The organism is Pseudomonas sp. 1L-E-NC-VB-C3 (genome assembly GCF_057291535.1).
On sequence record NZ_JBXAWD010000006.1, the window covers coordinates 14,078 to 28,592 of the forward strand.

General features: G+C 61.0%; 8 protein-coding genes. 4 read left to right on the forward strand and 4 right to left on the reverse strand.

Features of this window, described 5'->3' with window-relative positions; genetic code table 11:
- Window positions 1-113: 113 nt before the first annotated feature.
- From guaD to xdhA, 4 genes are all read right to left on the reverse strand, one after another.
- On the reverse strand, window positions 114-1,418 hold the full coding sequence (gene guaD / locus AC0Z5Z_RS11640; RefSeq protein WP_122602798.1) for a guanine deaminase: 1,305 nt from the start codon (window positions 1,416-1,418) through the stop codon (window positions 114-116).
- Window positions 1,419-1,431: 13 nt separating this feature from the next.
- The gene (gene xdhC, locus AC0Z5Z_RS11645; protein WP_485611110.1) at window positions 1,432-2,289 is read right to left on the reverse strand and encodes a xanthine dehydrogenase accessory protein XdhC; all 858 of its coding nucleotides are present in this window, start codon (window positions 2,287-2,289) and stop codon (window positions 1,432-1,434) included.
- Between the two features lie 118 nt (window positions 2,290-2,407).
- Window positions 2,408-4,807 (reverse strand): xanthine dehydrogenase molybdopterin binding subunit, encoded by a 2,400-nt coding sequence (gene xdhB / locus AC0Z5Z_RS11650; RefSeq protein ID WP_122692165.1) that lies wholly within the window; start codon window positions 4,805-4,807, stop codon window positions 2,408-2,410.
- Window positions 4,800-6,254, reverse strand: a complete 1,455-nt coding sequence (gene xdhA, locus AC0Z5Z_RS11655; RefSeq protein ID WP_252879755.1) for a xanthine dehydrogenase small subunit — start codon at window positions 6,252-6,254, stop codon at window positions 4,800-4,802. Before xdhA ends, xdhB begins: the two co-directional genes overlap by 8 nt.
- 268 nt (window positions 6,255-6,522) lie before the next feature.
- On the opposite strand from xdhA, the gene AC0Z5Z_RS11660 reads away from it, so the two are divergent.
- The 4 genes from AC0Z5Z_RS11660 (at window position 6,523) to ligA (ending at window position 14,316) form a co-directional block, all read left to right on the forward strand.
- Window positions 6,523-7,182: a GntR family transcriptional regulator gene (locus AC0Z5Z_RS11660; protein WP_039763015.1), complete on the forward strand. Its 660-nt coding sequence runs from the start codon at window positions 6,523-6,525 to the stop codon at window positions 7,180-7,182.
- A gap of 2 nt (window positions 7,183-7,184) precedes the next feature.
- Window positions 7,185-10,673: a chromosome segregation protein SMC gene (gene smc / locus AC0Z5Z_RS11665; protein WP_457263806.1), complete on the forward strand. Its 3,489-nt coding sequence runs from the start codon at window positions 7,185-7,187 to the stop codon at window positions 10,671-10,673.
- 259 nt (window positions 10,674-10,932) lie between these two features.
- Window positions 10,933-11,796, forward strand: coding sequence for a cell division protein ZipA (zipA, locus tag AC0Z5Z_RS11670; protein ID WP_016773851.1), 864 nt, complete (start codon window positions 10,933-10,935; stop codon window positions 11,794-11,796).
- Between the two features lie 162 nt (window positions 11,797-11,958).
- The gene (gene ligA / locus AC0Z5Z_RS11675; RefSeq protein ID WP_485611111.1) at window positions 11,959-14,316 is read left to right on the forward strand and encodes an NAD-dependent DNA ligase LigA; all 2,358 of its coding nucleotides are present in this window, start codon (window positions 11,959-11,961) and stop codon (window positions 14,314-14,316) included.
- Window positions 14,317-14,515: the final 199 nt, after the last annotated feature.

Sequence of the window (14,515 nt, forward strand, 5' to 3'; positions counted from 1 at the left end):
ATCGTTCCCACGCTCTGCGTGGGAACGCCTCTAGGGACGCTCCGCGTCCAGTGACGCGGAGCGTCACGGGCTGCATTCCCACGCAGAGCGTGGGAACGATCAGTGCGAAGAGGTTAGCGCTGATGCACCAGCGCCCCCGCCGCATACGTCTGCGCCACCGTGCGGTCATCCCCCAGCGTCATCAGTACAAACAACGTCTCGGCAATGTTATTGGACTGCTTCAAGCGATAGCTCAGCAGCGGCGTGGCGTTGTAATCCAGCACCAGGAAGTCGGCATCGGAGCCCGGTTGCAGGTTACCGATCTTGTCTTCCAGGCGCAGCGCCCGCGCACCACCGAGGGTCGCCAGATACAACGATTTGAACGGACTCAGGCGCGCGCCTTGCAGTTGCATCACTTTGTACGCTTCGTTCAGCGTCTGCAGCAGCGAGAAACTGGTACCGCCGCCGACGTCGGTGCCGAGGCCGACATTGAGCTTGTGCTTTTCCGCCATCGGCAGGTTGAACAGGCCGCTGCCGAGGAACAGGTTCGAGGTCGGGCAGAACGAGATCGCCGAGCCGGTTTCCGCCAGTCGCGCGCATTCTTCGTCACACAGGTGCACGCCGTGGGCGAATACCGAGCGTTCGCCAAGCAACTGGTAGTGATCGTAGACGTCGAGGTAACCCTTGCGCTCCGGGAACAGCTCTTTGACCCACTCGATTTCCTTGAGGTTTTCGCTGATGTGGGTCTGCATATACAGATCCGGGTATTCCGTCAGCAATTGCCCGGCCAGGGTCAGTTGTTCCGGGGTGCTGGTGGGGGCGAAGCGCGGCGTCACCGCATAGTGCAAGCGACCCTTGCCGTGCCAGCGCTCGATCAGCGCCTTGCTGTCGACGTAGCTGGATTCGGCGGTATCGACCAGATAGTTCGGGGCATTGCGGTCCATCATCACCTTGCCGGCGATCATGCGCAGATCAAGCTTCTCGGCGGCCTCGAAAAACGAATTCACCGATTGCGGATGCACGCTGCCGAACACCAGCGCCGTGGTGGTGCCGTTGCGCAGCAGTTCCTTGATGAAAATATCGGCCACTTCGTCGGCGTGAGCCTTGTCGCCAAACTGGCTTTCGCAGGGAAAGGTGTAGGTGTTCAGCCAGTCGAGCAGTTGCTCGCCGTAGGAGCCGACCATGCCGGTTTGCGGCAGGTGAATGTGCGTGTCGATAAAGCCGGGGGTGATCAGCGCATCCTGATAATGGTTGATCTCGATATCTGCCGGCAGGGTTGGCAGCAGTTCGCTGGCGTGGCCGAGGGCACTGATCTTGCCGTCGTCGACCACCAGCAGGCCGTCCTCGAAATATTCATAAGAGGCTTCGATGCCGACTTCGGCAGGGTCGGCAATGCTGTGCAGGATGGCGGCGCGGTAGGCTTTGCGAGTCAGAGGCATGAGGTTTCTCTAATCAGTTTGAGGCTTTGAGTTTGGCGGACTGGCTGCGGCGCGAGGCGGGCAGCAGTCGGGCAATCGGTTCGGCGCGGGCGCTGTGCTGGCCGAAATTGGCGTTGTAAGTGGCGATGATTTCGCCGGCGATGGAGATGGCGATTTCCACAGGCAATTTGCCTTTGACTTCGCCGATGCCCATCGGGCAGCGCATGCGCTGCACCACGCTCGGGTCGAAACCACGATCACGCAGACGGTGTTCGAATTTGGCGCGTTTGGTTTTCGAGCCGATCAGGCCGAACCAAGTGAAATCGTTACGCTTGAGAATCGCCGCGGTCAGCTCCAGATCGAGCTGATGGTTGTGGGTCATGACGATGCAGTAGCTGCCGGCGGGCAGATCATCGACTTCGTCCACCGGCTCTTCGCTGACGATTTTACGCACGCCGTGGGGGATGTGTTCAGGGAACTCGGCCGCGCGCGAATCGATCCAGCGCACCCGGCAGGGCAGGCTGGCCAGCAGCGGCACGAGGGCGCGACCAACATGGCCGGCACCGAACACGGCAATCTGCGCCTGGACCTGGCCCATCGGTTCGAACAGCAACACCGTGGCGCCGCCGCAGCACTGGCCGAGACTGGCACCGAGGCTGAAGCGCTCCAGATGGGTGTCCTGCTTGCCGCTGGCGAGCATTTCGCGGGCGATCTGCATGGCTTTGAATTCCAGATGCCCGCCACCAATGGTGTCGAACATGCGGTCGGCACTGACGACCATTTTCGAGCCGGCGTTGCGTGGCGTCGAACCGAGTTCTTCGATGATCGTCACCAGCACACAGGGCTCGCCCTGATTCTGCAGGTCGGCGAGGGCGTCGATCCAGTTGTACATGTTCACCTCGACATCTTCGTTGTCTGTGCCGGCCTCTTCGCGAGCAGGCTCGCTCCCACATTGGCAATGCATTCCAAATGTGGGAGCGAGCCTGCTCGCGAATGGCCGCGCCTCGGTCCTAGAGCGGAGCCAGCTCGGTTTCAGCTTCGACAGCCTTCACCGCTTTGAGCTGACGCATCTGCTCGCAGCCCCACAACACCCGCTCCGGCGTGGCCGGGGCGTCGATTTTCGGCTGATGCTGATAATCACCGAGGCTCGCCACCGCGTCCTTGATTGCGCACCACGCGGCGATCCCGAGCATGAACGGCGGTTCACCGACAGCTTTGGAATGGAACACCGTGTCTTCCGGGTTCTTGCGGTTTTCCACCAGCTTCACTCGCAGATCCAGCGGCATGTCCGCCACCGCCGGGATCTTGTAGCTGGCCGGGCCGTTGGTCATCAGCTTGCCCTTGTTGTTCCATACCAGCTCTTCCATGGTCAGCCAGCCCATGCCTTGCACGAAACCACCCTCGACCTGACCGATGTCGATCGACGGGTTCAGCGAGGCGCCGACGTCATGCAGGATGTCGGTGCGCAGCATCTTGTACTCGCCGGTCAGGGTGTCGACGATCACTTCGCAGCAGGCTGCGCCAAAGGCGAAGTAATAGAACGGACGGCCCCGCGCCTGACTGCGGTCGTAGTAGATTTTCGGGGTCTTGTAGAAGCCGGTGCTCGACAGCGAGACCTGATTGAAATACGCCTGCTGGATCAGCGCTTCGAAGGTCAGGATCTGCTCGCGCACCCGCACGTGGCCGTTGCGGAATTCGACGTCTTCTTCGCTGACCTTGTAGTGCCGCGCGGCGAATTCGACCAGGCGTTGCTTGATGGTCTGTGCTGCGTTCTGCGCGGCTTTGCCGTTCAGGTCAGCACCGCTGGAAGCAGCGGTCGGCGAAGTGTTCGGCACTTTGTCGGTGTTGGTCGCAGTGATCTGCACACGATCGATTTCGACCTGGAACACTTCCGCCACGACCTGAGCGACTTTGGTGTTCAGGCCCTGGCCCATTTCCGTACCGCCGTGGTTCAGGTGGATGCTGCCGTCGGTGTAGATGTGGATCAGCGCACCGGCCTGGTTCAAGAAGCTCGCGGTGAAGGAAATGCCGAATTTCACCGGAGTCAGCGCGAGGCCTTTTTTCAGGATCGGGCTGTTGGCGTTGTAGCGACGGATCGCTTCGCGGCGCTCGGCGTACTGGCTGCTTTCTTCCAGTTCGGCGGTCATCTCTTCGAGCATGTTGTGCTCGACGGTCTGGTAGTAGTGGGTGACGTTGCGCTCGGTCTTGCCGTAGTAGTTGGCCTTGCGCACCGCCAGCGGGTCGAGCTTCAGATGCCGGGCAATCGCGTCCATCACTTCTTCGATGGCGACCATGCCTTGCGGGCCGCCGAAGCCGCGATAAGCGGTGTTCGACGCTGTGTTGGTTTTGCAACGGTGACCGTTGATGGTTGCATCGCCGAGATAGTAAGAGTTGTCCGAGTGGAACATCGCGCGGTCAACGATCGAGGCGGACAAGTCCGGCGAGCAGCCGCAGTTGCCGGCCAGCTCCATGTTGATCCCGTGCAGACGGCCGCTGCTGTCGAAGCCGACGTCGTATTCAACGTAGAACGGGTGGCGCTTGCCCGTCATCAGCATGTCTTCGACACGCGGCAGGCGCATCTTGGTCGGTTGGCCGGTGAGGTGCGCGACCACTGCGCACAGGCACGCCGGGCTCGCGGCCTGGGTTTCCTTGCCGCCGAAACCACCGCCCATGCGGCGCATGTCGACGACGATTTTGTTCATCGACACGTCGAGCACTTCGGCGACCAGTTTCTGCACTTCGGTCGGGTTCTGCGTCGAGCAGTAGACGATCATCCCGCCGTCTTCAGTAGGCATCACCGAGGAGATCTGTGTCTCCAGATAGAAGTGCTCCTGGCCGCCGATGTGCAGCGTGCCCTGAATACGGTGTTCAGCCGTGGCCAGCGCCGAAGCCGAGTCGCCGCGCTGATGGGTGTGGCTGTCGAGCACGAAATGGCGCTTGCGCAGGGCTTCGACGACGTCGAGCACCGGTTCCAGATCTTCGTATTCGATGATCGCCGCCATCGCTGCCTTGCGCGCGGTTTCCAGATCTTTCGCCGCGACTGCCAGCACTGGCTGGCCGACGAACTGCACGTCATCGATGGCCAGCAGCGGGTCACCCGGCATCAGCGGGCCGATGTCCTTCAGGCCCGGCACGTCTTCGTGGGTGATGACGATGCGCACGCCTTCGAAGGCGTAGCACGGCGACGTGTCGATGCTGAGGATTTTCGCGTGGGCACGGTCCGACAGGCGCGCATACAGGTGCAATTGGTTGGGGAATTCCAGCCGATCATCGATGTACTGCGCTTCACCGGACACATGCTTGGCGGCGCTGTCGTGCTTGACGCTGCGGCCGACACCGGTGGTCAGATCCTTGGCGAACAGTTCGGCCAATTCAGCTTGAGTCTTCTCTACGGCGTGATGGTTAGACATAAGCGGTCACCCGAGTCTCGATGTGCGGTGTTTGCAGTTCGATGAAGTATTTGCGCAGCAGATTCTGCGCGCTGAGCAGGCGATATTCCTTGCTGGCGCGGAAGTCCGAGAGTGGCGTGAAGTCTTCGGCCAGCGCGGCGCAGGCGCGTTCGATCACGGCGTTATTGAACGGCTGACCAAGCAGCACGGCTTCGCAATGCGCAGCGCGTTTGGGGATTGCCGCCATGCCGCCGAAGGCCACCCGGGCGTCGCTGATCACGCCATTTTCCACGCGCAGATTGAACGCAGCACAGACGGCGGAGATGTCGTCGTCCAGTCGCTTCGACACTTTATAGGCGCGGAACAACTGCTCGGCGCTGGCGCGCGGGACGATGATTTTTTCAATGAACTCGCTTTCCTGCCGCGCGGTGACGCGGTAGTCGATGAAGTAATCTTCCAGGTTCAAGGTGCGGCGGGTTTCGCCTTTGCACAGCACGATCTGCGCGCCAAGGGCGATCAGCAGCGGTGGCGAGTCACCGATCGGCGAGGCGTTGCCGATGTTGCCGCCGAGGGTGCCTTGATTGCGGATCTGCAACGAGGCGAAGCGGTGCAGCAGTTCGCCGAAGTCCGGGTACTCGGCATTCAACGCCTCGTAGCAGTCGGAGAGGGCAGTGGCGGCGCCGATTTCGATGCGGTCATCGAAGGTTTCGATGCGCTTCATCTCGGCGACGTTGCCGACATAGATCATCACCGGCAGAGTGCGGTGGAACTGGGTGACTTCCAGCGCCAGATCGGTGCCGCCGGCGAGCAGCCGCGCTTGTGGATAAGCGTCGTAGAGGTCGGCCAGGTCAGCGACGGTCAGCGGCACCAGGCAGCGTTTGTCGCCGCTGTTGAGTTCACCGATATCGGTCGGCGCGATGGCCTTGAGGCGGGCAATGGTTTCGGCTTCGCGGGCGTCGAACTGATCCGCTGGCTTGGCGCAGCAGGATTGTTCGGCAGCGGCGAGAATAGGGCGGTAGCCGGTGCAGCGGCAGAGGTTGCCGGCCAGCGCTTCGTGGGCCTTGGCCTGATCCGGCGCATCGCTGTTCTTTTGCAGGGCGAACAACGACATCACAAAACCGGGGGTGCAGAAACCGCACTGCGAACCGTGGCACTCGACCATGGCTTTCTGCACGCTGTGCAGTTCGCCCTTGTGCTTGAGGTCTTCGACGCTGATCAGTTGTTTGCCGTGCAACGACGAAACGAAGGTCAGGCACGAGTTGAGGCTGCGATAGCGAATATGTTCACGCCCGGTGTCATCGGTCTGCAACTCGCCAACCACCACGGTGCAGGCGCCGCAGTCGCCACTGGCACAACCTTCTTTGGTGCCGGGCTTGCCCACGTGTTCACGCAGGTAATTGAGCACAGTCAGATTCGGGTCCAGGGCGTGCTCGCTACGGAGTTCCTGGTTAAGTAAAAACTGGATCACGGAAGGCCTCGCAGACTCATTATTGTTGTTAACCGACGTGAACCGAATTTAGCAGGTCTGACTTTTCGGTCAATGGTTTTCTGACTTAAAGGTCAGGAAAATCCGTTTCGTCGATCAACAGCGTGTCTATTCAGTATTGACCTTCATCGGTCACCGCGCTTTTTTGCGGGATTCGTGCCAAAAACCGCTGAGTGGGCACTCCGCCATGACCGTGCATTTGCGCTACACTGCGCCGCTTGTGCAGATCGATAGAGTTTGAAGGACAACCATGACGTTCAAGGCGCCGGACAGCCTCGCCGAGCAAATCGCTCACCACCTCGCCGAACGCATCATTCGTGGCGAAATGAAGCCAGGAGAGCGCATCCAGGAGCAGAAGGTCACGCTGGCGCTCAACGTCAGCCGCGGTTCGGTCCGCGAAGCCTTGCTGATCCTCGAGCGCCGTCACCTGATCGCGATCCTGCCGCGTCGTGGCGCCCACGTTACCGAGCTGACGCCGCACAAGGTGCAGAGCCTGTGCACGCTGATGAGCGAGCTGTACATCCTGCTCGGCAATTCCGTGGCCAACGGCTGGCAAGTGCAGTCGGACATGGCGCCCTTCGTGCAGATCCAGCAGCGCCTGACCGCCAATTACGAACGCGGCGATATCCGCAGCTTCGTCGATGACAGCTTCGCGGTGATGCGCGCCGCCTATCCGTTTGCCAACAATCCGTACCTGCAAGAAACCGTCGAGAACCTCCAGCCGGCGATGAGCCGTGCGTATTTCCTCGCCCTCGAACAGCGCAAGGCGGAAATGAGCGAGTTCCTCGAACTGTTCGAACGCTTGCTCGCCGCCGTACTCGCCCGTGATTTGCCGCAGATCCGCATCGTGCTCACGGCGTATGCCCAGCGCAGCTGCGATCTGGTGGTGTCTGCGCTGACGGTTGCCTGAGCGTGCGGCTGAAGTGCATCAAACTGGCGGGGTTCAAATCCTTCGTCGACCCGACCACGGTGAACTTCCCCAGTAACATGGCGGCGGTCGTCGGGCCGAACGGTTGCGGCAAGTCGAACATCATCGACGCCGTGCGCTGGGTGATGGGCGAAAGTTCGGCGAAGAACCTCCGTGGCGAGTCGATGACCGATGTCATCTTCAACGGCTCGACCAGCCGCAAACCGGTGAGCCAGGCCAGCATCGAGCTGGTGTTCGACAACTCCGACGGCACGCTGCTCGGCGAATACGCCGCCTACGCGGAAATTTCCATCCGCCGCAAAGTCACCCGCGACAGCCAGACCACGTATTACCTCAACGGCACCAAATGCCGTCGGCGCGACATCACCGATATTTTCCTCGGCACCGGCCTCGGTCCGCGCAGCTACTCGATCATCGAACAGGGGATGATCTCCAAGCTGATCGAATCCAAGCCCGAAGACCTGCGTAACTTCATCGAAGAAGCCGCCGGCATCTCGAAATATAAAGAGCGCCGCCGCGAGACCGAGAACCGCATCCGCCGCACCCACGAAAACCTCGCCCGACTCACCGACCTGCGCGAAGAACTGGAGCGCCAGCTCGAACGACTGCACCGTCAGGCCGAGGCGGCGAAAAAGTATCAGGAACTCAAGGCCGAAGAGCGTCAGCTCAAGGCGCAACTGTCGGCGCTGCGCTGGCAGGACCTCAACGAGCAGGTCGGCCAGCGCGAGTCGATCATCGGCAACCAGGAAGTCAGCTTCGAAGCGTTGGTCGCTGAACAGCGTAACGCTGACGCCGCCATCGAACGCCTGCGTGACGGTCACCACGACCTGTCCGAGCGCTTCAATCTGGTGCAGGGCCGCTTCTATTCGGTCGGCGGCGACATCGCCCGGGTCGAGCAGAGCATCCAGCACGGCCAGCAGCGTTTGCGTCAGTTGCAGGACGATCTGAAAGAAGCCGAGCGCGCGCGTCTGGAAACCGAATCGCACCTGGGCCACGACCGCACGTTGCTGCTGACTCTCGGCGAAGAACTGGACATGCTCACCCCCGAGCAGGAAGTCACCAGCGCCGCCGCCGAGGAAGCCGCCGCTGCGCTTGAAGAAGCCGAAACCACCATGCACGGCTGGCAGGAGCAGTGGGACGCTTTCAACCTGACCGCTGCCGAACCGCGCCGTCAGGCTGAAGTCCAGCAATCGCGGATCCAGCAGTTGGAAAGCAGCATGGAGCGTCTGGCTGACCGACAGAAGCGCCTCGCTGAAGAGCGCGGGTTGCTGTCCGCCGACCCGGAAGACGCGGCGATCATGGCGCTCAATGAGCAGCTCGCCGAGTCTGAAGCGACCCTGGAAGATTTACAGACCAGCGAAGAAGCGCAGGTCGAAAAGCTCGAACAACTGCGTCAGGAATTACAGCAGGCGTTGACTGCGCAGCAGCAGGCGCAGGGCGATCTGCAGCGGCTCAACGGTCGTTTGGCGTCGCTGGAAGCCTTGCAACAGGCCGCGCTCGACCCGGGCACCGGCACCGCCGAATGGTTGAAGGAACACAATCTCGCCGAGCGTCCGCGCCTGGCCGAAGGCCTTAAGGTCGAGGCCGGTTGGGAGCTGGCGGTGGAAACCGTGCTCGGCGCCGATCTGCAAGCGGTGCTGGTCGACGATTTCAGCGGCTTCGATCTGTCCGGTTTCACCCAAGGCGATTTGCGCCTGCTCAGCCCGGCCAGTGATGGCGTGCGGGTGGCGGGCAGCCTGCTGGACAAGGTCGAGGCGCAGATCGATCTGTCGCCGTGGCTTGGTCAGGTCAAACCGGTCGACAGCCTTGAACAGGCGCTGGCGTTGCGCGGTCAGTTGAGCGCCGGGCAGAGCCTGATCAGCCGCGATGGCTATTGGGTCGGACGACACTTTTTACGCGTACGTCGCGCCAGCGAAGCGGAAAGCGGCATGCTCGCCCGTGGCCAGGAAATCGAAGACTTGCAGCTTGAACGCGAAGAGCGCGAAGCCACCGTCGAGGCCATGGAAACCCGCCTGCAAACCTTGCGCGCGCAACAGCGCCAGCAGGAAAACGGCCGCGAACATCTGCGCCGCTTGCTGCAGGACGAAGCGCGCCAGCAAGGCGAACTGAAAGCGCAGTTGTCCGCCGGTAAGGCCAAAGCCGAACAGCTGACATTGCGCCGCACCCGTCTCGATGAAGAACTGGTCGAACTCGCCGAACAGCGCGAGCTTGAGCACGAACAGGTCGGCGAAGCGCGCATGCAATTGCAGGAAGCGCTGGACGCCATGGCGCTCGACACCGAGCAGCGCGAGTTGCTGCTGGCCCAGCGCGACAGCCTGCGCGAGCGCCTTGATCGCGTGCGTCAGGAAGCCCGGCAGCACAAGGATCACGCCCATCAATTGGCCGTGCGTCTCGGCTCGCTGCGTGCCCAGCACGATTCCACCCGGCAGGCGCTGGAGCGTCTGGAAATGCAGGCCGAACGCCTGACTGAAAAGCGCGAACAGTTGAGTCTGAATCTGGAGGAGGGCGAGGCACCGCTGGAAGAGTTGCGCCTCAAGCTCGAAGAGTTGCTCGACAAGCGCATGACCGTCGATGAAGAACTCAAGACTGCGCAGATCGCCCTGGAAGACGCCGATCGTGAATTGCGCGACGCGGAAAAACGCCGCACCCAGGCCGAGCAGCAATCGCAGTTGATTCGCGGCCAGCTCGAACAGCAACGCATGGAATGGCAGGCGCTGACCGTACGGCGCAAGGCTTTGCAGGATCAATTGCTCGAAGATGGCTACGATCTCAACGGCGTGCTCGCCACATTGACCGCACAAGCCAGTGAACGCGAAGCCGAAGAAGAACTCGAACGCATCAACGCGCGGATTCAGCGCCTGGGTGCGATCAACCTCGCGGCCATCGACGAATACACGCAACAATCGGAGCGTAAACGTTATCTGGATGCGCAGGACGCCGATCTGGTCGAGGCGCTGGAGACCCTGGAAAACGTCATCCGCAAGATCGACAAGGAAACCCGCAACCGTTTCAAAGATACCTTTGATCAGATCAACGGCGGTTTGCAGGCACTTTTCCCGAAAGTTTTCGGTGGCGGGCGCGCGTATTTGGAACTGACGGGCGAAGATCTACTCGATACAGGGGTGACGATCATGGCGCAGCCGCCCGGGAAGAAGAACAGCACCATCCATTTGCTTTCCGGCGGCGAAAAAGCCTTGACTGCACTGGCCCTGGTTTTTGCCATCTTCAAGTTGAACCCGGCGCCGTTCTGCATGCTCGATGAGGTTGACGCGCCACTGGATGACGCTAACGTTGGACGCTACGCACGCCTGGTCAAAGAGATGTCGCAGACCGTGCAGTTCATCTACATCACCCACAACAAGATCGCCATGGAAATGGCCGAGCAGTTGATGGGTGTGACGATGCATGAACCGGGCTGCTCGCGACTGGTGGCGGTGGATGTCGAGGAGGCGATGGCGATGGTGGACGCCTGAGTCGGTGTGGTGTCGGAATAGTTTTGGAGGTCTGTAGGACTTTTTACTGACATCGGCCGGATGGCCAATCGACATATTCGCGCAAGCCAAATGAGACAGACGGTGTAAAGTTGTCTTTGGTCGTGCTAGTTTAATGTCAATTTTTCGTATACGTGGGCAAAACGCCTGTCAGAACATAGAGTTGGCGCCACGTTTTAAAGCGGTTTACGCAGTGTAAACCCCTTATTTTTCAGCATTTTTTATAGAGGCACGGGATTACATGGAAATCGGTCTGCGCGAGTGGCTGATCGTCATCGGCATCATTGTGATAGCCGGTATTCTTTTCGATGGCTGGCGCCGTATGCGCGGCGGCAAGGGAAAGCTGAAATTCCGTCTCGACCGGAGCCTGTCCAATCTGCCGGACGAGGACACCAGCGCCGAGCTGTTGGGCCCGGCCCGCGTGCTGGACACGCACAAAGAGCCACAACTGGACGAGCACGATCTGCCGTCGGTGAGCATGCCCAACCGCGAAGCCCGCGAGCCGCGTGAATCCGGTTCGAAACGTGGCAAGCGCGGCAGCAACGGCCCGGCGCAGGGCGACCTCAACCTCGACCTCGATCTGGACGGCGGCCCGAGCTTCAGCAGCCGTGACGACGATTTCGCCGAAGACAGTAAGCCTGCAGCGGCCGTGGCGGAAAAAGATCAGCCGCAAGCCGAAGAAGTCCTGGTGATCAGCGTGATCTGCCGCGACCCGGCCGGCTTCAAAGGCCCGGCGCTGTTGCAGAACATTCTCGAAAGCGGCCTGCGTTTCGGCGAGATGGACATTTTTCACCGCCACGAAAGCATGGCCGGCAACGGCGAAGTGCTGTTCTCCATGGCCAACGCGGTCAAGCCGGGTATCTTCGATCTGGACGACATTGACCACTTCAGCACTCCGGCGGTGAGCTTCTTCCTCGGTCTGCCAGGCCCGCGTCATCCGAAGCAGGCCTTCGACGTGATGGTCGCGGCAGCCCGCAAGCTGTCCCAGGAATTGAACGGCGAATTGAAAGACGATCAGCGCAGCGTACTGACCGCGCAGACGATTGAGCATTACCGTCAGCGCATCGTCGAATTCGAACGCCGCGCATTGACCCAGAAGCGCTAAGGCCAGATCAAAAGATCGCAGCCTTCGGCAGCTCCTACAGAGGATCGCGATACTGTAGGAGCTGACGAGTGCAACGAGGCTGCGATCTTCTGGCCCCGCCGCCGATAATGGAATAAAACTGGAGCAGCCTCGGCTGCTCTTTTGCTTTATGAGAGAACACCCATGACCGCCGCCAAAACCCGCATTCTAGAGCTGCGCGCTGAGCTGGATCAGCACAACTATCGCTATCACGTTCTCGACGAGCCGAGCATTCCCGATGCCGAATACGACCGCTTGTTTCACGAGCTCAAGGCACTGGAAGCGGCCAACCCGGAACTCATCACCAGCGATTCGCCGACCCAGCGCGTCGGTAGCATGGCGTTGACCGCGTTCACTCAGGTGCGTCACGAAATCCCGATGCTCAGTCTCGGCAACGCCTTCGAAGAATCCGACATGCGCGAGTTCGATCGCCGCGTCAACGAAGGCCTCGACGTGCCGGCCGGCGATCTGTTTGGTGGCGGCGCGGCGGTGGAATACAGCTGCGAGCCGAAGCTTGATGGCCTGGCGGTCAGCTTGCTGTATAAGGACGGTCTGCTGGTGCGCGGCGCCACCCGGGGCGATGGCACCACCGGCGAGGACATCAGCGTCAACGTGCGCACTGTGCGCAATATTCCGCTGAAGCTGCATGGCGAAGGCTGGCCGGCGACGCTGGAAGTGCGCGGTGAAGTGTTCATGTCCAAGGCCGGTTTCGAGCGCCTCAATGCTTCGCAGCTGGAAATCGGCGGCAAGACCTTTGCCAACCCGCGCAACGCGGCAGCAGGCAGCCTGCGCCAGCTCGACTCGAAGATCACCGCCAACCGGCCGCTGGAATTCTGCTGCTATGGCATCGGCCAGGTGTCTCACGATATCGCCGACACCCACATCGGTAACCTCAAGCAGTTGCAGAAGTGGGGCATGCCGATCAGTCACGAACTGAAGCTGGCCAAGGGCATCGACGAGTGCCTGGAGTATTACCGCGACATCGGCGCGCGCCGTAACTCGCTGGCCTATGAAATCGATGGCGTGGTGTTCAAGGTCAACAGCATTGCCGACCAGCGTGAACTGGGCTTTCGTGCGCGCGAGCCGCGCTGGGCGATCGCGCACAAATTCCCGGCGATGGAAGAACTCACCGAGCTGCTCGACGTGGAATTCCAGGTCGGCCGCACCGGTGCGGTAACTCCCGTGGCGCGCCTGAAACCGGTGAAAGTCGCCGGCGTCACCGTGGCCAACGCCACGTTGCACAACATGGACGAAGTCGCGCGTCTGGGCCTGATGATCGGCGACACGGTGATCATTCGCCGCGCCGGCGATGTGATTCCGCAAGTGGTGCAGGTAGTTACCGAGCGTCGCCCCGATGACGCGCGCCCGGTGGCCATTCCTGAAAGTTGCCCGGTGTGCGGCTCCCACGTTGAACGCACGCAACTGGTCAAGCGCAGCAAGGGCAAGGAAACCTTCAGCGAAGGCGCGGTGTATCGCTGCGTCGGCCGACTGGCCTGCGGTGCGCAACTGAAACAGGCGATCATTCACTTCGTCTCGCGCCGGGCCATGGACATCGAAGGCTTGGGCGACAAGAGCGTCGAACAACTGGTCGACGAAGGCCTGGTCAGCTCGCCGGCCGATCTGTATGCGCTGAAGTTCGACGACATCGTCGATCTGGAAGGCTTCGCCGAGGTATCGAGCAACAAGCTTCTCAAAGCCATTGAAGACAGCAAGCAACCGAGCCTGGCACGTTTCATCTACGCCCTCGGCATTCCCGATGTCGGCGAAGAGACGGCGAAGGTGCTGGCGCGTTCGCTGGGTTCACTGGAGCGCGTGCAACAGGCTTTGCCGCATGTGCTGACCTATCTGCCGGATGTCGGCCTGGAAGTGGCGCACGAGATTCACAGTTTCTTTGAGGATGCGCACAACCAGCAGGTCATCAGCGAATTGCTCGGCCATGGTTTGCAGATTCAGGATCAAGGCGAGTTGGGCGCCGAATTCGCCGCCAGTACCACGCTGGGCGGCTTGCTCGACAAACTGCACATTCCTTTCGTCGGCCCCGGTGGTGCGCAAAAACTCGCCGACCGCTTTGGCTCGCTGGAAGCGGTGATGAACGCTGACTGGCTGGATATGCGCCAGGCATTGCCAGAGAAGCAGGCCAACTCCGTGCGCGAGTTCTTCGCCTCGCCTGAGCATCGGCAACTGGCCGAGCGGGCCGAGCAGCAGTTGCGCGATTTCGGCATGCATTGGCAGAGCGAGAAGAAAGTCGTCGAAGGTCTGCCGCTGTCCGGGGAAACCTGGGTGCTGACCGGCAAGGTCGAACTGATGAGCCGGGATGTGGCCAAGGATCATCTCGAAAGCCTGGGTGCCAAGGTCGCCGGTTCGGTGTCGGCGAAAACCCATTGCGTGGTCGCAGGCCCGGGTGCCGGCTCGAAACTGACCAAGGCCAACGAGCTGGGTGTGAAGGTCATGGACGAGGAAGCGTTTATCGCCTTCCTCAAAACCCACGGCGTCGCTGTCTGACCGGATGAACCCCTGTGGTGAGGGGATTTATCCCTGTCCGGATGGACACCTGTGGCGAGGGGATTTATTCCCGCTGGGTTGCGCAGCGACCCCAGAACCCTGCGGCCGATCATTTTATCTGTATCGCGTGTACGGTTTTTTGCGACTGCTGCGCAGTCGAGCGGGGATAAATCCCCTCACCACAATGCTGCTATCACCC